Here is a 21,929-nt window from a genome sequence, read left to right as displayed (position 1 = left end):
TGGCGTCAGAACGCGCCCAGCAAGCCGCGCCGGGCGGCCACCGTGGCCGCCTCGGTGCGGCTCGATACATTGAGCTTGGTCAAAATGTTGTTCACGTGAAATTTGACCGTGCCTACCTCGATGCCGGCGCTGCGCGCGATCATCTTGTTGCTCTTGCCCGCGGACAGGTGCAGCAGGATGTCGTGCTCGCGTTTCGACAGGCGGTTCGCCTCGATGCGGCCGGCCTGCTGCGCCGCCAGTTCCGGCGGCAGGTAGTGCCTGCCGGCGGCCACCTGGCGGATGCACTGCGTCAGTTGCAGGAAGCCGGAATCCTTCAGCAGGTAGCCGCGCGCGCCGGCGCGCAGGGCCCGGTGCACATTGTCCTCGCCCTGGTAGGTGGTGAGGATGACGATCTTCGCTTGCGCGTCGTCTGCGCAGATGCGCTCGATCGCCTCGACGCCATGCATTTCCGGCATGTTCAAATCCATCAGCACCACGTCGGGCCGCAGTTCGCGGTACAACTCCACGGCGGCGCGGCCCGTGCCCGCCTGCCCCAGCAGGCGCAAGCCGGGCAAGGACGCGATCAGCGAAGCCAGGCCGGCCAGGATCAGCGGGTGGTCGTCGGCGATCAGCAGAGTAGTCGGCGGAGCGGCCGGGGGGATGGTCGTGTGCATGGTTGTGTTCATGGTGCGGGCAGGGTGAAGTGGAAGACGCTGCCGTGGGGTGCGCCGGGGGCATGCCACAGGCGGCCGCCATGCGCGTCGAGGATGCGGCGGCAGATGGCCAGGCCAATGCCCATGCCATCGGGCTTGCTGGAATACAGGGCGTGGTACAGGCGGCCGGCCGCCTGCGGCGCGATGCCGGCGCCATTGTCGGCGATGCTGAAATGCTGCACGCCCCCATCCAGGCGCGAGGACAGCAGCACCGTGCGCGGCCGGCCGCTGGTGCCCTGCAGGGCTTCGATGGCGTTCATCAGCAGGTTCAGGATGACTTGCCGGAATTGCACCGGGTCGGCGTGCAGCAGTGGGCGGCCCGGCGCCAGCTGCGTTTCCAGGTGGATGGCGTGGCGTTGCAATGGCGCGCGCAGCAGCGGCAGCAGATCCTGCACGGCGTCGTCAGCCGCAAAATGATCGTGGCTGCCCGGCGCGTTGCAGGCCAGGCCATGCACGCTGCGCAGCACGGCGCTGGCATGGCTGCCGGCGCTGGCGACCAGGGCCAGCGCCGCGCGCGCCTCGTCGAGGCGGGGCGGATCGTGGTCGAGCCAGCGCAAGGCGGCATCGGCATTGAGCGCGATGGCCGCCAGCGGCTGGCGCACCTCGTGCGCGACCGATGCGGCAAATTCGCCCATGCCGTCCATCCTGCCCATGCGCTGCGCCTGCGCCAGGCCGGGGTCTTGCTGCTGAGGGAAAGAATGCGTGCTGGCCATCGCGGGACTCCTGTCGTTCGCCGCGGCTCATGCCGCGCGGCAACAAGTATGCATGGCCCGGCAGGCAAGGCAGTTATACGAATGGGGGAGGCGGGCGTTTTTTTTGCGCGGCGGAGGCGCCGGCGGGGGAGATAGACACCGCCGGGCGGGCCGGCGGTGCGGGCAGCGCAGAGCGGTCAGGACTTGATAAAGGTCAACAAGTCTTCGTTCAGGCGATCCTTGTGGGTGGCTGGCAAGCCGTGCGGCGCGCCTTCATAGATGACCAGCCTGGCGTTCTTGATGAGCTTTGCCGCCGCCTTGCCGGAGGCGTCGATAGGCACGATCTGGTCGTCGCCGCCGTGCACCACCAGGGTCGGCACGGAGATATTCTTCAGGTCGGCCGTGAAGTCCGTCTCGGAAAACTGCTTGATGCAATCGTAGGCGTTCTTGATGCCGCACTGCATGCCCTGCAGCCAGAAGGTGTCGCGCATGCCTTGCGACACCTTGTTGCCGGGACGGTTGGCGCCGAAGAACGGCACCGTCAGGTCCTTGAAGAATTGCGAGCGGTCGGCCAGCACGCCGGCGCGGATGCCGTCGAAGACGGACATCGGCAAGCCGCCCGGATTGGTAGCCGACTTGACCATCTGCGGCGGCACGGCGCCCACCAGCACGGCCTTGGCCACGCGTTTTTCGCCATGGCGGCCGATATAGCGCGCCACTTCGCCGCCGCCCGTCGAATGGCCGACCAGGGTCGCGCCCTTGATGTCGAGCGCGTCGAGCAGGGTGGCCAGGTCGTCGGCGTAGGTATCCATGTCATTGCCCTGCCACGGCTGGCTGGACAGGCCGTGGCCGCGGCGGTCGTGCGCGATCACGCGGTAGCCGTGGCTGGCCAGGAACATCATCTGGTCTTCCCAGGCGTCGCCCTGCAAGGGCCAGCCGTGGCTGAAGACGACGGGCGTGCCCGTGCCCCAGTCCTTGAAGCGGATGACGGTGCCGTCCTTGACGGTGACGCTATTGACGGTGAGCTTGCCCGGCGCCGCGGCAGCGGCAGGCTTGGCGGCGGCGCTGGCGCCACCGGCGGCCAGCAGTCCCGCGCCGGCGGCCACGCCGGCGACGCTGACGAGCAGCTTGCGGCGGGAGTTGACTTCTTCGGCTTCGATTTTCTTCGACATGATGCATTTCCTTCGGGGATGGGGGAGGGGCCAGCCATGGCGTGGACCAGTGACGGCATCGGCCAGTCTAGGCCTTCGCGCGCGCCGGCGCCTCTGCCAAAAGACCAGTCGCGCCCAGGCGTCCGCCTGCCTATGATGGCTGGCAGCGGCGCGCCGCGCCGCCTGGCTTTCCCACTGGAGCGATCATGAAGAAAAACTGGAGGGTGGCGCTGACGGGCCCCTTTTTACCCGATGCGGGCTTGCTGTTTGCGCGCGTGGCGGGCGCGCTGCTGGTGCTGCACGTGCACGGCTTGCCCAAGCTGCTGCATTTTTCCGCGGAACTGGCGCGCATCGACGATCCGCTGCACCTGGGCCGCGCCGTCACCCTGTACTGCGCCCTGTTCGCGGAAATCCTCTGTCCGCTGTTGGTCGCCGCCGGCTTGCTGACGCGCCTGGCCTGCCTGCCCCTGCTCTTCCTGCTGGGCGTGTCGATGCTGCTCGTGCACCCGGACTGGAGCATCGCAGACGGCCAGTTCGGCTGGTTGCTGATCATCGTCTTCGGCACGATTGCCATCAGCGGCGCGGGCAAGTATTCGCTCGATGCGCGGTTGCGCCGTTAAATGACGAATTCCCGCCGCACGGCCGGTTTGTGCGCCAGCAGCAGCGATAATTTCTTCAATGCGCTGGCCAGACGCGCGCGGTCGCGGATGCTGCCCAGCGAGATGCGGATGGCGTTCGGCGGGCGGTTGTCGTAGAAGGCGTCGGACGCCGTGACGGCCACGCCCTGGGCGCGGGCGGTGGCGGCCAGTTCGCGCGAGGTCCAGTAGCCGGGCAGCGAAAACCACACGTGGATGCCATCGCTGCGCGGGTGAGTGGCGCCCGTCAGGATGGTGCGGATGACGTCCTGGCGCGCATCGGCTTCGCTGCGTATGCCGGCCAGCAGCGCGTGCGCGGAGCCGTCGTGTATCCATTGCGTCGTCAGCGCCGTCGTCACGGGCGTGGCCATCAGGCTGAAAGAGCGCAGGGCGTCCAGGAAGCGTTCGCGCAGCTGCGTGTCGGCGATCAAGGTATAGGCCATGCGCAGGCCCGGCGCCAGGCATTTCGACAGGGTGGCGATGTAGGATACGTGGGCGGGCGCGTAATGCGCCAGGGGCGGCGGCGCATCGGACGCCAGCAGCCAGTACGGATCATCCTCGATGATGTGCATGCCGCAGCGCTGGGCCACTTGCGTGATGGCCAGGCGGCGCGCGGCCGGCATGGTGTGCGCCGTGGGGTTTTGCAGGGTGGGATTCAGATACACGAGGCGCGCGCGGTGCTTGCGGCCGGCTTTTTCCAGCGCTTCGGGCAGCATGCCATCCGCATCCGTTTCCACGGCCACGGCCTTGCGGTTCAGCTGCCCGGCCGCCGAGCGCAAGCCCGGATACACGGCCGGCTCCGTCAAGATGGCGTCGCCGGGCCGGCTCAGGGTCAGAATCAGCGCCGCCAGCGCCGCCTGCGCGCCGGGGCAGGCGACGACGTGTTCTCCATCGACGTTGCCGAACATGGGCGCGAGCCAGGCGGCGCCCGCCGCGCGGTCGGCCTTGCTGCCGCCGCCCAGGTGATAACTCATCAACAGATCGCTGTCCGTGCGCATCAGCACCTGCGCCACGCCCTGTTTCAGCAGGTCGTCGAAATCCACGCCCACGGGCGGCGGCGGGATGTTCATGCTCAGGTCCAGCATCTGCGTCAATTCCACCTTCGGCGCCGCCACGTAGGTGCCGCGCGCGCCGTGTCCTTCCAGCAGGTTGCGGCGTTTGGCTTCGTCGTAGGCGCGCGTCACGGTCGTCAGGTCGACCTGGAACAGGGCGGCCAGGCTGCGCTGCGGCGGCAAGCGGTCGCCCGGGCGCAGGCTGCCGCCGGACAGCGCGCGCTCGAGCATGTCGGCGATCTGCAGGTAGCGCGGACCGCCGTGCTGCACGAACGGCGTGACCCACGCGCTTGCATGGTCATCTTTTTGTATGGATTTAGACGGAGGCATTTTGTCTTGATGTATGTATTTTGTTGCCTACATTATGCGTAAAATCTGCATAAAAATCCATGCATTTGTATGGGGCCGGCTTTCTCTTCTGGGCCGACCATGCATCACGCAGCGTTACTCCCCGCCCGCCGCACCAGGCCGGCACGGGTTGTTATTTCTGGCAGGCATTTAAGTCTGGCCTTCAAGGTGTGGCAGCGCACGGTGGCGTGTGGCAGGCGCGGTTAAGGTAGTGCCAACAGCTTGCTGCTGATCCACTGTTTGATATGGCTCAGCCCGGCAGCGTTTAGCCGCTTCTTTTTCCCAGAAGCGAGGAGAATCATGATTCGGTCACGGCATCGAGCATGGTTGAAATTATTCACTGTTAAAGGAAACCATCATGAACGCGATTGAAAAAACCAGCTCCGATATCAACGGCACTGCCCAGGATACCCGCCAGGACTTGCACCGCACGATCGACAAGGTGGCAAGCCAGGCCCAGCCCCTGGCCGACAAGGTGGCCACGCGCGCCCACGACGGCGTGGACCAGGTGGGCGACCGCATCGACCAGGTCAGCGACAGCGTCAGCAAGGCTTCCGAACGCCTGATGGCGCGCGGCAAGCAATTGGGCGCCGCCTGCCAGCGCGCCGGCGAGACGGGCCGCGATTACGTGCGCGAACGGCCGGCCGTGTCCCTGCTGATTGCGGCAGCGGCCGGGTATGGCCTGTCGAAATTGCTGGGTTCGCGTAAATAAGTTTTACGCCTTCCTGGCCGGTATTTGTCGTGGGCGCTGTTCCCTTCGCCGTGATGGCGGAGGAAGCAGCGCCCACGCGCATAAGGTAGTAGTTAGTAGCAGGCCGTAAAGGAGAGTGAAGATGCGCTCCATTTTGTTGTGGTTGATCGGTGTACCTATTCCCATCATTGTTTTGATTGCCCTGTTCGTGCGCTGAATGAGGGAGTTGTAGCGTTCTCCCGGGGCAGACTACTCACAGGAGATGTAATGGCTACCAACAAGAAAACGCCGTCCACGGACGGTGCTGGTTCCGTATTGAGCAGCATGTCCGGCCCATCCGACAGCAATGCGCCGGACAGACTGGGGGCGGACAATGACCTGACCCGCGCGCTGCTGCAAAAGACGGCCGCCGGCCAGCAACTGTCCGCCGCCATGGCCGTCAATCCCAAGGAGGAGGGCCAGTATGGCGAGGCGGCGCGCATGCCGGCCGAAGGCGTGCATGTGGCAGCCGGCGAAGCGCTGGCCACGGCGAGCACCACGGGCGAAACGGTACCTTCCCCGAAGACGGGCGATGGCCAGCCCGCGCTGGGCGAGAATGCGTTGAATAATTCGCTGGATCACGCCCGCAGCGACGACAGCGGCTGCGTGCTGACGACCAACCAGGGCGTGCCCGTGGGCGACAACCAGAATTCGCTGAAGGCGGGCTTGCGCGGCCCCACCCTGATGGAAGATTTCATCCTGCGCGAAAAGCTCACGCACTTCGACCATGAGCGCATCCCCGAGCGCGTCGTGCATGCGCGCGGCTCGGCCGCCCACGGCTATTTCGAATGCTACAAGGAGCAAAGCAGGCATACGCGCGCCGCGCCGTTCGCCAAGGCGGGCAAGCGCACGCCCGTTTTCGTGCGTTTTTCCACGGTGGCCGGCGAACGCGGTTCCACCGATACGGCGCGCGACGTGCGCGGCTTCGCCGTGAAGTTTTATACGGACGAGGGCAACTGGGACCTGGTCGGCAATAACATCCCCGTCTTCTTCATCCAGGATGCGATGAAGTTCCCAGACCTGATCCACGCCGTCAAGCCCGAGCCGCACAACGGCATGCCGCAGGCGGCCAGCGCGCACGACACCTTCTGGGACTTCGCCTCGCTGTCGCCGGAAATCACGCACATGCTGATGTGGGCCATGTCGGATCGCGCCATCCCGCGCAGTTTCCGCATGATGCAGGGCTTCGGCGTGCATACCTTCCGCCTCGTGAATGCGAAGGGCCAGTCCGTCTTCTGCAAATTCCACTGGTCGCCCATGGCCGGCACGTATTCGCTGGTGTGGGACGAAGCCGTCAAGCTCAGTGGCGCCGATTCCGACTTCCACCGACGCGACCTGTGGGAAGCCATCGAGTGCGGCGCGTATCCCGAATACGAGCTGTCCTTCCAGATCTTCACGGAAGCGCAGGCCGAAGCGTTCCCCTTCGACGTGCTCGATCCGACCAAGCTGATTCCCGAAGAACTCGTGCCGCTGGTCCCCGTCGGGAAGATGATCTTGAACCGCAATCCCGACAATTTTTTCGCCGAGACGGAGCAGGTGGCGTTCTGCACGGCGCACATCGTGCCCGGCATCGATTTCAGCAACGACCCGCTGCTGCAGGGGCGTATCCACTCTTACGTCGACACGCAGATCACGCGCCTGGGCGGCGCCAATTTCCATGAAATCCCCATCAATTCGCCGCTGGCGCCGTTGCACAACAACCAGCGCGACGGCATCCACCGCCAGGCCATCAACCGGGGGCGGGTCGCGTATGAACCCAATTCCCTGGCGGGGGGCTGTCCGTTCCAGGCGGGCGCGAAAGGCTTCAACAGCTTTCCCGCCGCGACCGAAGGCGACAAGGTGCGCGGCAAGCCCGAGAAGTTTGCCGAGCACTTCGGCCAGGCGCGCCTGTTCTGGATCAGCCAGACGCCGGTGGAACAGGACCATATCGTGCATGCGTTCCGCTTTGAACTGAGCAAGGTGCAGACGGTGGCCATCCGCAAGCGCATCGTCGCCATGCTGCGCAACGTCGACGAGGCCCTGGCGCAGCGCCTGGCCGATGGCCTGGGCCTGGCCCTGCCGCCCGTCATGCCGCGCGCATCCATGCTGCCGATCCCCTCGTATCCGCCATCGCCGGCCCTGTCGCTCTTTTTCCGTCCCGGCAAGACGGGCATCCATACGCTGCGCGTGGCCATCCTGGTGGGGCCGGGCAGCGATGGCGCGCAGGTGCGCAATATCTATGCCTCGCTGCTGGCCGATGGTGCCGTGCCGCGCCTGGTGGGCAGCCATCTGGGGAAAGTCGACACCAGCGGCGGCGCGCCGCTCGACGTGGAAATCTCACTCGAGACGGGACCGTCCGTGCTGTTCGACGCCGTCGTGCTGCCGGATGGCCAGGGCGCCGTGCAGCAGCTGGGCGGCGACGCCAACGCGCTCGACTTCCTGCGCCTGCAATACCGCCACTGCAAGCCCATGCTGGCTGTCGGCGCGGGCAAGGACTTGCTGGACAAGGCGGACGTGCCGGTGACATTGCCCGATGGCAAGCCCGATCCCGCCATCATCGTCGCGCCGTCCGGCGACGTGGCGAAAGCCGTGGCGGCCTTCAAGAAGGCGCTGGCCGCGCACCGGGCGTTTGCGCGCGAGACGGACCCGCCGCGGGTGTGAGTGGCGGTATCGGCAACGGGGCCGGATCCGCCGGCCCCGTTGCATACGCTGTTTGAGCGACATGCGCAACGCCATGCAACAATGTAAACAATAAAAACGTCCTGCGGTGATATGCTGCTGACTAGAACTGTTCATTTGCAACTATTTATATAACGGCAGCAAGGAACGGCTTCAGCAAACCGGATCGCGATTACCGCATGGACAAGTACACACCTCGAACCTGGGGGCCGGGCGAACGCCCGACCTTGCCCGGGTCGCCATCGATGCCCGAACATTCGACGCCCAAGCGTGTCGCGTACTTCATCGTCGGCCTGATCGTCGCGCTGACGGGGGGACTGGGCAACGGCCTGGTGACGGCCAATCTGCTGAACCTGCAAGGTTCGCTGGCCGCCTATGCCTACCAGATGCAGTGGCTGCCGGCCGCCTACGTGATGACCATCGTGTCCATGAATCTGCTGCTGGTGAAGTTCCGCCAGCAGTTCGGCCTGCGCCTGTTCACGGAAGCGTTCCTGGTGCTGTATGCGCTCGTGACGTTCGCCCACTTGTATGCGAATACCTTGCCGTCGGCGATCGCCGTGCGCGCCGCGCATGGCATGGTGGGCGGCGCGCTGGGCGTGCTGGGCCTGTACTACACCTTGCAGGCGTTTCCCGCGCGGCACCGCCTGAAAGGCGTGGTGCTGGGCCTGGGTTTTGCCCAACTGGCGCTGCCGCTGGCGCGCATCTTCACTTCCGAACTGCTGCAGATCGGCGAATGGCACGGCCTGTACCTGTTCGAACTGGGACTGGCCCTGCTGGCGCTGGGCTGCGTGCTGGCCCTGAAACTGCCGCCCGGCGACAGGGTGCAGACGTTCGAGCCGCTCGATTTCCTCACCTTCATCCTGTTCGCGCCCGGCGTGGCCCTGCTGTGCGCCGTGCTGGCGCAGGGGCGCACGGCGTGGTGGATGGAATCGGAATGGGTGGGCGTGTGCCTGGCATGCTCCATCGTGCTGATCGCCGCTTCACTGGCCATCGAGCATAACCGCGCGCGCCCGCTGCTTAACACGCGCTGGCTCACCACGGGCAAGATCGCCAAGCTGTTCTTGTCCGTGCTGCTGTTTCGCATCGTGCTGTCCGAATCGACGGGGGCCGTGGGCTTCCTGCAGGCGCTGGGCTTGAACACGGACCAGATGCAGAACCTGTTCATCGTGGTGCTGCTGGGCAGCGTGGCGGGCCTGGTGGTCAGCGCGCTGACGATCAATCCGGCCACCCTGAACCGCTCGCTGATGTTCGCGCTGCTGCTGATCGCCGCCGGCGCACTGATCGACGCGCACGCCACCAGCCAGACGCGCCCCGTCAACATGTATGTCAGCCAGTTCCTGCTGGCCTTTGGCGGCACGTATTTCCTCGGCCCTACCATGGTGGCGGGCATGGGTGCCGTGATCGCCGAACCGCGCAACCTGGTGAGCTTTTCCGTGATGTTTACCATGACGCAGAACCTGGGCGGCTTGCTCGGCTCGGCCATCGTCGGCACCATCCAGACGGCGCGCGAAAAATACCATTCCAGCTACCTGGTCGAGCATCTCACCCTGCTCGACCCGCAGGTGGCCGCGCGCGTGCAGTCCGGCGCCGCGAGCTATGGCGGCGTGCTGACGGATCCTGCCTTGCGCAGCGCCCAGGGCGTGGCGCGCCTGGGCGCCATCGCCACGCGCGAAGCCAATGTGCTGGCCTATAACGATGTCTTTTTGATGATCGCCGGCGTCGCCATCGCCACCCTGATCTGGATGCTGGTCAGCCAATCCTGGACCCGCATCACCACCGGCGCGCGTCGCCTGGTCGGCCCCGTGCGCGATGCGCAGACGGCCATGGCCATCGTCCCCATTACCAATTCGGAACCGAGCAATGACAGAAAATAACAATCCACCGCCACCTCCCGCACCTGCATCGGCGGCGCCTGCAGCCGCACCCGCCGCCCCTTCCACGGCGCAGCCGGACCGGCGTCACCAGTGGCTGTCCGCGCTGGCCTTTGCCGCCGTGGCCCTGGTGGGCGTGCTGATCGTGCTGTACGCGTGGCGCCTGCCGCCGTTCACCAGCCCCGTCGTGACGACGGAAAACGCCACCGTGCGGGGGCAGGTGACGATCATCGGCACGCAGCTGTCCGGCTACGTGGTGGAAGTGACGGTGCAGGATTTCATGGACGTGAAGGAAGGCCAGCTGCTGGTGCGCATCGACGACCGCATCTACCAGCAGCGCTACGAGCAGGCGCAGGCCCAGCTGGCGGCGCAGCAGGCGGCGCTGTCGAACTGGGCGCAGCAAAAGGCCAGCGCGCAGGCGGGCATTTCCGTCAGCGAGGCGGCGCTGGCCAATGCGGAAGCGCAGGCGCGCAAGGCCAGCGCCGACCTCAATCGCGTGGAACAATTGGTGGCCGACGGTTCTCTGTCGCAGCGCGAACACGACCAGTCGCGCGCCACGCAGGCGCAGATGGCGGCCGCGCTGGCGCAGGCGCGGGCCAATCTCGACATCGCCCAGCAAAGCGTGCATTCCGTGGTGGTCAACAAGCAGGCCCTGGAAGCGGCCGTGGCGAACGCGCAGGCAGCCGTCAAGGCGGCGAAGATCGACCTCGATAACACGCGCATCGTTGCCCCTTCCGACGGCCAGCTGGGCCAGGTGACGGTGCGCCAGGGCGCATACGTGAATTCGGGTGCGCAGCTGATGGCGCTGGTGCCGCGCCAGATGTGGGTGATCGCCAATTTCAAGGAAACGCAGATGAACGGCGTGCAGGAAGGGCAGAGCGCCACCTTCCACGTCGACGCGCTCGACGGCGCCGTGCTGACGGGCCAGGTGGAGCGCATCTCGCCAGCCACCGGTTCCGAATTTTCCGTGCTGCCGGCCGATAACGCGACGGGCAATTACCTCAAGATCGCCCAGCGCATTCCCGTGCGCATCCGCATCGACGCGGGGCAGGCGAATGCGCGCCGGCTCGTGCCCGGCATGTCGGTGGTGGTCAGCGTCGACACGTCCGCCGTGCTGAACGACTCGGCGGACAATCCGGCGCCGCCGCCACCGCCGAAGAAGGCCAAGCCATGAAGCGCCATGTCCTGCTGATGGCCGGCGCGCTGGCGCTGGCCGGCTGCGCCGCCACCGCGCCGCCGCAGCCAGTATCGGCATTGCAGCTGCCGTCCGGCTGGCGCGCGCAGGCGGACGGTGCGCCGGTGCTCATTGCCGCCTCCGATGGCGCGCAGGTGGAGCAGTTGTGGTGGCAAGCGTTCGGCGATCCGGTCTTGAGCGACCTGGTGGGCGAGGCGCTGGCGCGCAACGGCGACTTGCGCGTGGCGCGTGCCCGCGTGCAGGAATACCGCGCGCGCCTGGCGCAGGCCGACGCGAACCGCGCGCCCAACCTGGCCTTCGACGGCTCGCCCACGCGCACGCGCACCCTGGCGTCCAGCGGCAAACCGTATGTGACGAATGTCTTCCAGGCCGAACTGCAGGCCAGCTATGAAATCGACGTGTGGGGCCGGCTGGCCAATCTGAGCGATGCTGCGGGCGAGAGTTACCGCGCCGAGCAGGCCAGCCTCGATGCGGCGGCCCTGTCGATCGCGGCCAGCGTGGCGACGAGTTACCTGAATCTGCGGGGGCTCGACGCGCAGCTGGCGCTCACGCAATCGACGCTGCAGCTGCGCGAGCAGTCGCGCGAGCTGGCGCGCAAGCAGTTCGAGGTGGGATACAGCTCGCGGCTGGAATGGCTGCAGGCGCAATCGGAATACCATGCGGCGGCCGAGCAGGTGCCGCAGCTGCAGCGGCAGATCTTTGAACAGGAAAACGCGCTGGCCGTCCTCGTCGGCGGCAATCCCGGCCCCATCGCGCGCGGCTTGCCGCTCGCCGAACTGGCGGCGCCGGGCGTGCCGGCCGGCCTGCCGTCCGAATTGCTGCGCCGGCGGCCCGACATCGCGCGCGCGGAACATAACCTGGCGGCCGCCAACGCCAGCCTGGCCGCCACGCGCGACCAGTTGCTGCCCTCGTTCAAGCTGACGGCTGTCGGCGGCGGGCAAGCGACGACGCTCACCGATTTCCTGCATGCGCCCACGGCCCTGTGGCGGCTGACGGCGCTGGCGGCCGGTCCCCTGTTCGACGGCGGGCGCGTGCAGGCGCAGACGGATGCGGCAGGCGCGCAGCGCGACCAGCTCGCGTACACCTATGAAAACGTGGTGCGCAACGCCTTCGCCGAAACGGAGAACAGCCTGGGCGCCATCTACCGCCTGCAGCAGCAGGCCGTGGAAAACGACGCGCGCCGCGCCACGGCGGCGGACACCCTGCGCATTGCGCATAACCGCTACCGCAATGGCTATGCCTCGTACCTGGAAGAGCTGGACGCCCAGCGCACCCTGTACAGCGCCGACGTGGGGCTGCTGCAACTGAAGACGCGCATCCTCGTCGCCTCGGTCGACCTGTACCGGGCCATGGGCGGCGGCTGGGCGGCAACGGCTCGCCCTTAAAGCCTGTCCCGGCCTGTCCCGGCAGGGGATGGATTCCTCTGCCGGGACAAGCGCCTGCTCCCTCCTGTCGCAACATCCGTTTTTTTTGCCTGGATGCAGGCGCTTCGGTAACGTCTTGCCGCCCTTTCCCAAAACTCCCCCGCTTTTCCCCTGTCCGCGGCGGCGCGCCGCCGATCTTTTTTTGTTGTATTTTTACAACTTCATTTTCACGTTGCTGTACATAAAAAATTTCCACATGGAATTCTTTTGCGATTTCTGTCGTGCTGCGCCTGTGATACCAATAAACATTGCCATTTGAATTATTTTTAGTATCACATGGGAAACACTTTTCTTTCTGATATGCACGCTAGAGCACATAGTGGCATATTGAGCGAAATTGGCATCTTTAGCCTCGGTTTCTATCATTTCAAGGGCGTGAAGCAAAAAAACCTGCCGTAGTACCAATTTCAAAAAATAACAAAATAGACACATTTGTTGGCATGAATGCAAGTGCCTTTGAGTAATTTTTTCATTTCCTTGCTTAATCTCAATTGATTAATTTTTTAATATTTTTATTGCTTGTAAAGCATTAAAAAATGCACCAGAATGTCGCAAATTATCAATGTTGTCATAAATTACACATTGAATATTTGTTGACTTTCGTGCCGCCTTGCCATGCTCGCAGGGTGAAAAAGCAGGCCGTTCGCTGTTTTTTCTGGGCCGGAAGTGCCGTTGCAGCACACCGCACAACCCCCTGACGACTGCCATGCCTATGTCCTCCTTTTTGCGCACTATCTTTTCCTGTCTGATCTCCTGCAAGCGGGGAGGGCCGCGCGGTCTCCTGCAGCGCCTGTTATGGCTGATCGCCTGTTTCTGCACCCTTGGCGCGGCGGGAGCGGCGTCGGCGGCGGCAATCGACTTGTCCGTTTCCGCCTACCTGCAGGCGCCGGACCCCGTGCCGCGCGGCGGCAAGGCCAGCTTTTCGGTGGTGGTGACGAACAATGAGGACCTGGTCGATGCGACGGGCACCGTGCGCCTGGCGGTGGAATTGCCCGCCAATGTGAATTTTGCGTCGAGCACGGCGCCGGCCGGTTGCGCCTTCAATCTGGCAGCCAGTCCGCAATTGCTCACTTGCACGCGCAGCGGACTGGGCAAGACCACGAACTGGACGGTCAATTTCAGCGGCACGGGCTCGGCGGCGTCTGCCGTGGTGACCAAGGCCAGCGTGTCTTTTGTCAACGTGGACACGGACGGCAACAGCTTCAACAACGATTCGATCAAGACGGTCACCGTCATCAAGGGCGCGGACCTGAGCGTCGCCGCCAGCGGCACGACGGGCTTGAGCGGTTGTCCCGCCGCATGTACGGCAGCGGCCGGCGCAACGGTGGGCTACCGGGTGGACGTGGCGAATGCCGGTCCGGACAGCGCATCGCAATTCAAGGTCACGTACAACTTGCCGGCCAGCGCAGATTTTACCTATGCGTCAGCGTCCGGCACGGGCTGGGCATGCGCCCGTTCGGGCACCGTGCTGACCTGTACCTACAGCGGCGCAGCCATCGGCGTGGGGCAGCAAGCTCCCCCCATCACGATCGGCGGGCGCATCGTCAAGAGCATCGCCGGCACCATCACCAACGGTGCGTCGGTGGCTTCCAGTGACTTGCAGACCGGCGATCCGGAAGACGGCAACAACGGACCGAGCCAGGTCATCGTCACGGTCAAGCCGGGCACCGACCTCGATGCCCGGCAAACCCTGGTGTCGAACGCCAGCGGCCTGAGCTCGTTGACGCAGGGCGAGGCGGTCAGCCTGAATCTGTGGGCCGTCAATAGCGGCACGCAGGATGCCAGCGGCGTCACCGTGAAGACGACGGTGTCCGGCGATTTCACGATCGGCACCTTGCCGGCCGGCTGCGCCAAGGCTGGCCAGACGATCACCTGCAATGTCGGCGCGCTGGCGCTGGGCGCCACCTCTTCCAAGTTCCTGATTCCGCTGACCGTCGCCACCGGCGCGACGGGCGGCGCGAATGTGGTGGACGTGGCACGCAGCGCCCCGCTCGACGGCTTGAACAATCCCGCCTCGGCCACGTACACCATCGTCGCGCCATTCGCCCACCTGACCCTGAGCAAGAGCAAGTCGCCAGGACTGGTCGCGGCGAATGGCCTGATCACCAATACCATCACGGTCACCAATGCGAGCACCTCCACCAGTGCCGCCAGCGGCACCGTGACCGTGACCGATACCTTGTCGCCGCAAGAAAGCTATGTGAGCGCCAGCGGCGCGGGCTGGACGTGCAGCGCGGCGGGACAGCTGGTGACCTGCACCTACACGATTTCCGGCAGCCTGGCGCGCGGCGCGAAACTGCCTGCCCTGGTTCTGACCACGCGCGCGCAAGCGGGGTTTTCCGGCACCTTGAGCAATACCGCCTGTACCGGCATGGCCGCCGGGTCGGCGCACCAGCCGCCGGACAATGCGAGCACGGGCAATTGCGACACCGCCAGCGTCACGTCGACGCCGTTGAACGTCGACCTGGCCATCGTCAAGACGGCGTCCCTGGTCAGCTTGCCGGCCGCCTCGAATACCTTCAGCTATACCCTGGTGGTCAGCAATGCTGGCCCGGACAGCGCACCGACCGTCAAGGTGGTCGACGCCTTGCCGCACTGGTACAACGGCAGCGGCGGCACCACGGGCGGCAGCGTCGTGCTGGCCGGCAGCGGCGCAGGCGAAAGCTGCAGCTTTGCGTCGACCATCACGTGCACGCTGCTGAACCTGGGCAATGGCGCGTCGCGCACCATCACCATCACGCTCAATCGCCCGTTGAAGGACGGCGCCTTGCTCAATACCGCCACGGTATCGAGCCCGGATGCCATCGACACCGATGCGGCCAATAACAGCTCCGGCGCCACCGTCACCGTGGTGCCGCAGGCCGACGTCGGCGTCACGGCGATGGCTGGTGCGCCGAATCCAGTGCGCGTCGGCGTGCCGCTGGTGTTCACCACCTCGATCCGCAACAACGGGCCCAGCAGCGCGGCCAATGTGGTGCTGCGCCAGGTCATCGATCCGGCCCGCATGGCGTATGTGGCCGGTTCGGCCAGCATCGCGGGCAGCGCCGCGCAATGCACGCTGGTGCCCGCCTTCAGCGGCGCGCCCTATGCGGGACAGTCCGGCATCGAGTGCCGGACCTTTGGGCTCGGCGATGGCGAGACGCGCCAGCTGATCTTCTCTGTCATCCCCGTGTTCCCGTACCCGGATGCGCTCGACGCGACCTATGCCAGCAGCGCCACCATCAGCACGACGACCGACGACAGCAACGCGGCCAACAACAGCAACAGCACCACCGTCACCGTGATCAGCAAGGAGCTGGACCTGAGCGTGTCGGCCGTCGATACGGGCTATGAACAGAGCCCGTTCGGCGATGCGCTCGTGTACAAGGTCACCGTGCAAAACAATGGACCGTCGCTGGCCACCGGCCTGAAACTGGTCGTCACGCCCGTGCCGCCGCCGCAAAACGGCGCGGCCGTGCCGTATACCATGCTGTGGAATGCCGCCGGCAGCACCTTGCCGGCCGGCGCCTCGTGCAGCCAGCCGGGCGGCGCGGGCACGAACCTGGTGTGCTACCTGGCCAGCGTGCCCGGCGATAGCACCTTGGCCAGCGGCGCCAGCCGCGTGTTCGCCCTGAAATTCGATACGGGTCCCGTCAGCAATGCGCCGCCGGGATCGATCACCTACAAGATCAACGCCAGTGTCGAATCGTTGGAAACGGGTGCTGCGCCGTTTGCCGGCGACAAGCTGGCGACGAACAACGTGGTGGAAGAAACCACCACCGTGCTGCCGAAGACCGACCTGATGCTGGTGTCGAAAACCGTTTCGCCCGCATCGCCGTTCAGCATCAACCAGCCCTTTACCTACACCCTGGTGGTGGGGAATCTGGGTCCCGCCCTGGCGGCCAGCACGGTCGTCACCGACGTGCTGCCGGCCGGCTTCGTGCTGACGGGCGCACCGACGGCACGCCTTGGCTCGGGCGCTTCGCTGACCTTGAACAACTGCGTCAGCGGCGGTTCGCCGGTCACCGTGACCTGCACGCTGGGCGTGCTGCCGATTGCCTCGGGCGCAGCCGACACGGCCAACCTGGTCAGCATCTCCATCCCCGTGAAGGCGCCTTACCCGGCCTATGCGGGACCGTTCGCCAGCAATATCACGAATACCGCCAGCATCGTGCCGACGCCGGGCACCTCGCGCGATCCGAACGCCGGCAACAACAGTGCCAGCGTCGACGTGCAGATCGTCAAATCGAGCATCGCCGGCTCCGTGTATAACGATGCGAACCGCAGCAACGGCATGGATGCCGGTGAGAAGATCACCAGCAGCGTGACGTTCTCGCTGTACGGCCAGGATTTCTGGGGCAACGATATCGGCACGGCGGGCGCGCCGCTGACCCTCAGTACCAGCAGCGGCGACTTCCTGTTCGACCGTCTGCCGCGCTCCGCGGCCGGCGGCTACACCCTCGTCGAGACACAGCCGGCCAGCTACGCCGACCTGTTTGAAGTCGCGGGCACGGCTGGTGGCACGCCGCCGCCGGCCAGCTGCGACAACGGCGCCAACTGTTCCGCCAGCGCGGCGCACAACACCATCGGCCAGATCGTGCTGGCGCCGAATACGGCGGCGACGGGCTACCTGTTCCAGGAATACGCGCATGCGGCCATCAGCGGCTACGTGTACGCCGACAAGAACAACAACGGCTTGCGCGAGGCGGGCGAAAATGGCATCGCCGGCGTGCAGGTGAAGCTCTCCGGCCAGACCTTCTGGGGCGCCGACGTGTGCATCGCGATGGGCAGCGCGTGTACGGCCACCACCGACGCCAATGGCAAATACAGCTTCACGAATGTCCCGCCTAGCCGTCTGGGAGAATCCTACACGGTGACCGAACTGACCCAGCCTGCCGGCCATGCGGATGGCAAGGAGCAGAACGGCGCCGGCAATGTCGTGGCGAACAGCGCGGGACGCGCCGCGCCGGAAGGCATCGTCATCGGCAGCATCGAACCGGGCCTGAGCTACACCGAGCGCAATTTCGGCGAACTGGCGCTGGCGTCGATTGCCGGCAGCGTCTACATGGACAGCAACCGCGATGCGGTGCGCCAGGGCGGCGAAAGCACGGGCGTGGCCGGTGTCACGCTGACCCTGAGCGGCAACGACCATCTCGGTCATCCCGTCTGTCCGGGCATTGCCGTGCCGAGCTGCACCTTCCAGACGGGTGCGGACGGCAGTTACCTGATTGCCGGCCTGGCGCCGAGCGACGCTGCGGGCTATGCCGTGGCGGTCACGCCGCCGGCCAGCCTGTATCACACGGGTGCGCAGGCTGGCAGCCTCGGTGGCCTGATCGACGGCGCCGTGCGCGTGCCTGGCACGGGCGTGCCGGGTGCGGCGATCCGGACTTCCGGCGCCATCGTACTGCTGCCCGGCGCCACGGCGACGGGCTACCATTTCGGCCAGGCGCCGGGCGCGGCTGGCGGCGTGGCGCAGTCGCTGTCCGGTTACGTGTATATCGATGCGAACCGCAACGGCCGCAAGGATGGGGGCGAGACGGGCATCGCCGGCGTGACGGTCACGCTGTCGGGCACCACGGCGGACGGCTTCGACGTCTGCAGCGTGATCGTGCCTGCCTTGTGCACGCTGCAAACGGCGGCCGACGGTGGCTACAGCTTCACGGGCCTGCCGCAAAGCGACGGCAACGGCTATGCCGTGGCTGAAACCCAGCCTGCCGCCTACCTCGATGGCGCGGAAAGCGTGGGCACGGTCAATGGCGTCGCGACAGGCCGCATCGGCGGCAGTGCGCCCCGTTTCGACCAGTTCAACGGCATCGTGCTGCCGAACGGCGGCAGCGCGCGCGATTACAATTTTGGCGAACTGACGGGCAGCATCGCCGGCAAGGTCTACCTCGACGTCGACGGCAATGGCGCGGCCGGCAGCGGCGACACGCCGCTGGCGGGCGTGACCTTGACGCTGACCGGTGGCGCAGGCGGTCCCGTGACGGTACTGACCGATGCCAACGGCGCCTACCATTTCGACGGCCTGCTCGCCGGTACCTATGCCGTGACGCAAACGCAGCCGGTCAATTACGCCGATGCGGGCCAGGCGGCCGGCAATGGCGGCGGCAATGCCAGCGTGGCCAACGTGGTCAGCGCCATCGCGCTGGCGCCAGGCGCGCAATTGACGGGCTACGATTTCGGCGAGAAGACAGGCGCCATCAGCGGCGCCGTCTACGTCGACGCGAACGACAATGGCGTGCGCGATGCGGGTGAAACCGCGGGCATCGCCGGCGTTACCATCACCCTGACCGGCATCGCCCGCGATGGCGTGACGCCGGTCAACCGCACGGCCATCACGGCCGCCGACGGCAGCTACAGCTTGCGTGACCTGCCGCACGCGAATGCGGCCGGCTATACGCTGGTGGAAACGCAGCCGGCCGCCTATCTGGACGGACGCCAGCGCAAGGGCCTGATCGACGGCGCCGCCGCCTGCGCCAATCCGGCCTGCGACATCGGCACGGCCAATACCATCGCGCGCATTCCATTCGATGCGGCGAAGAGCCATACGCGCTTTGACTTCGGCGAACTGCAGGCGGCGAGTATTTCCGGCCGCGTGTACGGCGATGCGAACGACAGCAGCAGCTACGAGAAGGGCGAAGGCTTGCCGGGCGTGAGCCTGACGCTGAGCGGCATCGACAGCCACGGCAAGCCGGTCAATGTCACCGTCGTCACGGACGCCGATGGCAGCTACACCTTCCCTGGCCTGTATCCGTCCGGTCCTGCCGGCTACACGGTCACTGAAACGCAGCCGGCCGGCCTGGGGAATTATCCGGGTGCCACGGGTACCTTTGTCGGCAGCATCAACGGCAAGCCGGTCGGTACCGGCGTGGTGGATGTCGTCAGCGGCATCGTCCTGCCGCCCCAGGGCAATGGCAGCGGCTATGATTTCCGCGAACAGGTGTCGTCGTTGCGGGGTTTCGTGTATCGCGACCTGAACGACAACGGCGCCATGGACGCGGGGGAAGCGGGCATCGCCGACATTGAAATCACTGTGCGCGGCGCGAACGGCTTGACCCGTACGGTGGTGACGGGAAGCGATGGCAGCTACCGCTTCGACGGCCTGCCTGCCGGTACCTACAGTCTGCTGGAAAGCCAGCCTGCCGTGTATCTCGACGGCCGCGAAACGGCTGGCAGCGCCGGCGGCAAGGTCAACAACGCCAGCTTCGGCGCGGCGCCGGAACACAACACGATCGGCGACATCGTGCTGCCGGTGGCGACGCAGGCGAGCGGCTACCTGTTTGGCGAACGCCATATGCTGGGCAAGATCGGCGGCGTGGTGTATGCCGACCTGAATAACGACGGCATCCGCAACGATGGCGAGTCAGGCATTGCCGGCGTGACGGTGGTCCTGAGCGGCACGTCCGTCGATGGCAAGTCGGTCAAACTGAGCGTGCTGACGGGCGCCGACGGCAGCTATCTGTTCGACACGGTGCCGGTCAGCGACGCCGCCGGCTACACCCTGACGGAAACGCAGCCGGCCGCTTATGTGGACGGCAAGACGGCGGTGCTGCCAGGATCGGTGGGCACGGCCAACGCCAGCAAGCCTGTCGGCGTGGGCAACAAGGATACGATCACCGGCATCAAGCTGGCGGCGGGCGACGACATGCGCGGCTATCTGTTCGGCGAGAAGGGCATCCCGCAATTGAAGCCGCCCATCATCAACGGCTACGTATGGCTGAACCACGACGGCAGCCGTGTGCGTCCGCTCGACGGCAGCCAGGCTGGCGTGGCTGGCTGGACGGCCGAGCTGCACCAGGAAGGCAAGTTGATCTGCCGCGCCATCACGGACGAGAAAGGCTTCTACCAGTTCGACAACCTGCATTGCCCCGGCTACGAGGCGAGCGGCTTGCCGACGGGTTCCGGCTATGCGATCACCTTCCTCAAGGATGGCAACAACATGCCGAATGTGCCCGTGTCGACGGGAGGCGAAGGCGTGGTGGTGCCAGGTGGCAGCCGCATCACCAACCTGACCTTGCGCGACGGCGACCGTGTCGTCGAGCAGAATCTGCCGCTCGATCCGGCCGGCGTGGTGTACGACTCCGTGACGCGCAAGCCGGTGGCTGGCGCCGTGGTGTCTATCAGCGGCCCTGCCGGTTTTGACAGCGCCACGCACCTGGTCGGTGGTGTTGCCGAGCAGACGCAAACCGTGGGCAGCGACGGCATGTACCAGTTCCTGCTGCAGAACGGCTTCCCCAGCGGCGTGTATACGCTGAGCGTGGTGGCGCCGGCGAATTACCTGCTGGCGCCGTCCGGCAGCCTGCCGGCCTGCAAGGGACCACTGACGGTGGGCCTGGTGCCGGATCCGGCCTTTATCCAGGCCAGCGAGCTGGCGCCGGCATTGTCGACGAAGATGGAACTCGATCCGAACAACTGCACGGGACTGATCGCCGGAGGCGCCAGGACCACGCAGTACTACCTGAGCTTTGTCATCACGAATGGCGGTTCGGCTCCGATCCTGAACAACCATATCCCGCTCGACCCGCTGGGCAGCGACAGCATCATGGTGACGAAGACGACGCCGATGCTGAACGTCACGCGCGGCGACCTGGTGCCGTACACGATCACGGCCAGCAATCCGCAGGCGGCGACCCTGGGCGCGATGGAGGTGCGCGACCTGATACCGGCCGGCTTCAAGTACCGCGTCGGCAGCGCGACCCGCAATGGCGTGCCGGCGGAACCTGTCGTCGATGGCCGCAGCTTGCGCTGGAAGGAAAGCGGTTTCGCGCCGAAGGAGAAGAAGACCTACAAGCTGATGCTGATGGTGGGCAGCGGCGTTGGCGATGGCGAATACGTCAACCAGGCCTGGGCAGCGACGGGCGAGACGCGTATTTCCAACCTGGCTACCGCCACGGTGCGCGTGGTGCCGGATGCCACTTTTGATTGTCCCGACATCATCGGCAAGGTCTTCGACGACCGGAACGCGAATGGCTACCAGGATGACGGCGAAGCGGGCATTGCCGGCGTGCGCATGGCGACGGCGCGCGGCTTGCTGGTGACGACGGATGCGGAAGGACGCTTCCACGTGGCTTGTCCGGCGATTCCGAATGCGGACCGCGGCTCGAACTTCGTCATGAAGCTCGATGACCGCACCCTGCCGAGCGGCTACCGCGTCACGACGGAAAATCCGCGCGATGTGCGCCTGACCCGAGGCAAGGTGGTCAAGCTGAACTTCGGCGCCACCATCCACCGTGTCGTGCGTCTTGAGCTGAGCGACGCCGCATTCGTCGCGGGCGAAACGGCCTTGCAGCCGGAATGGGCCGGACGCATCGAAGGACTGGTGGCCAGCCTGCGCGCCAAGCCGTCGGTACTGCGCATCGCGTATGCCGCTGGCGGCGATGCCGCGCTGGCGCAGCGCCGCAGCAAGGCGATCGAAAGCGAGATGCAGGCGCGCTGGCAGGCACTGCAAAACGAATATCCCCTCGTCATCGAGATCGAGGGCGCACAATGAAACCGAAAATGA

At 65.9% G+C, this 21,929-nt stretch carries 11 protein-coding genes; 7 read left to right on the top strand and 4 right to left on the bottom strand.

What is annotated here, in order from left to right; all coding sequences use genetic code 11:
• Positions 1 to 5: 5 nt before the first annotated feature.
• From O3299_RS15590 to O3299_RS15580, 3 genes are all read right to left on the bottom strand, one after another.
• Positions 6 to 653: a response regulator transcription factor gene (locus O3299_RS15590; protein WP_305062646.1), complete on the bottom strand. Its 648-nt coding sequence runs from the start codon at positions 651 to 653 to the stop codon at positions 6 to 8.
• An 8-nt stretch (positions 654 to 661) separates the two neighbouring features.
• Complete coding sequence (locus tag O3299_RS15585) at positions 662 to 1,405, bottom strand: sensor histidine kinase (protein WP_305062645.1); 744 nt, start codon at positions 1,403 to 1,405, stop codon at positions 662 to 664.
• 176 nt (positions 1,406 to 1,581) lie between these two features.
• Positions 1,582 to 2,556: an alpha/beta fold hydrolase gene (locus O3299_RS15580; protein WP_305062644.1), complete on the bottom strand. Its 975-nt coding sequence runs from the start codon at positions 2,554 to 2,556 to the stop codon at positions 1,582 to 1,584.
• A 185-nt stretch (positions 2,557 to 2,741) separates the two neighbouring features.
• Here O3299_RS15580 and O3299_RS15575 point away from each other — a divergent pair, with 185 nt between their 5' ends.
• Positions 2,742 to 3,155, top strand: a complete 414-nt coding sequence (locus tag O3299_RS15575; RefSeq protein ID WP_099666707.1) for a DoxX family protein — start codon at positions 2,742 to 2,744, stop codon at positions 3,153 to 3,155.
• On the opposite strand, the gene O3299_RS15570 is transcribed toward O3299_RS15575, so the two are convergent.
• Complete coding sequence (locus O3299_RS15570; RefSeq protein WP_305062643.1) at positions 3,152 to 4,552, bottom strand: PLP-dependent aminotransferase family protein; 1,401 nt, start codon at positions 4,550 to 4,552, stop codon at positions 3,152 to 3,154. The genes O3299_RS15575 and O3299_RS15570 overlap by 4 nt on opposite strands.
• 376 nt (positions 4,553 to 4,928) lie before the next feature.
• On the opposite strand from O3299_RS15570, the gene O3299_RS15565 reads away from it, so the two are divergent.
• The 6 genes from O3299_RS15565 to O3299_RS15540 all read left to right on the top strand — a co-directional run bounded on the left by O3299_RS15565 (position 4,929) and on the right by O3299_RS15540 (position 21,917).
• The gene (locus tag O3299_RS15565; protein ID WP_251350576.1) at positions 4,929 to 5,282 is read left to right on the top strand and encodes a YqjD family protein; all 354 of its coding nucleotides are present in this window, start codon (positions 4,929 to 4,931) and stop codon (positions 5,280 to 5,282) included.
• Between the two features lie 246 nt (positions 5,283 to 5,528).
• Complete coding sequence (locus O3299_RS15560) at positions 5,529 to 7,940, top strand: catalase (RefSeq protein ID WP_305062642.1); 2,412 nt, start codon at positions 5,529 to 5,531, stop codon at positions 7,938 to 7,940.
• A 197-nt stretch (positions 7,941 to 8,137) separates the two neighbouring features.
• A complete protein-coding gene (locus O3299_RS15555) occupies positions 8,138 to 9,832 on the top strand; it encodes an MFS transporter (RefSeq protein WP_289903745.1) in 1,695 nt (564 codons plus the stop codon).
• Positions 9,819 to 11,003 (top strand): HlyD family secretion protein, encoded by a 1,185-nt coding sequence (locus tag O3299_RS15550; protein WP_305062641.1) that lies wholly within the window; start codon positions 9,819 to 9,821, stop codon positions 11,001 to 11,003. The genes O3299_RS15555 and O3299_RS15550 overlap by 14 nt, the downstream gene beginning before the upstream one ends.
• Positions 11,000 to 12,409: an efflux transporter outer membrane subunit gene (locus tag O3299_RS15545; protein WP_305062640.1), complete on the top strand. Its 1,410-nt coding sequence runs from the start codon at positions 11,000 to 11,002 to the stop codon at positions 12,407 to 12,409. The genes O3299_RS15550 and O3299_RS15545 overlap by 4 nt, the downstream gene beginning before the upstream one ends.
• A gap of 898 nt (positions 12,410 to 13,307) precedes the next feature.
• Positions 13,308 to 21,917, top strand: coding sequence for an SdrD B-like domain-containing protein (locus O3299_RS15540; RefSeq protein WP_305062639.1), 8,610 nt, complete (start codon positions 13,308 to 13,310; stop codon positions 21,915 to 21,917).
• The last annotated feature ends 12 nt before the right edge of the window (positions 21,918 to 21,929 follow it).

Source organism: Janthinobacterium sp. SUN176 (assembly GCF_030587335.1).
Classification (GTDB): Bacteria; Pseudomonadota; Gammaproteobacteria; order Burkholderiales; family Burkholderiaceae_D; genus Janthinobacterium; species Janthinobacterium kumbetense.
This window is presented reverse-complemented; position numbering and strand designations above follow the sequence as displayed.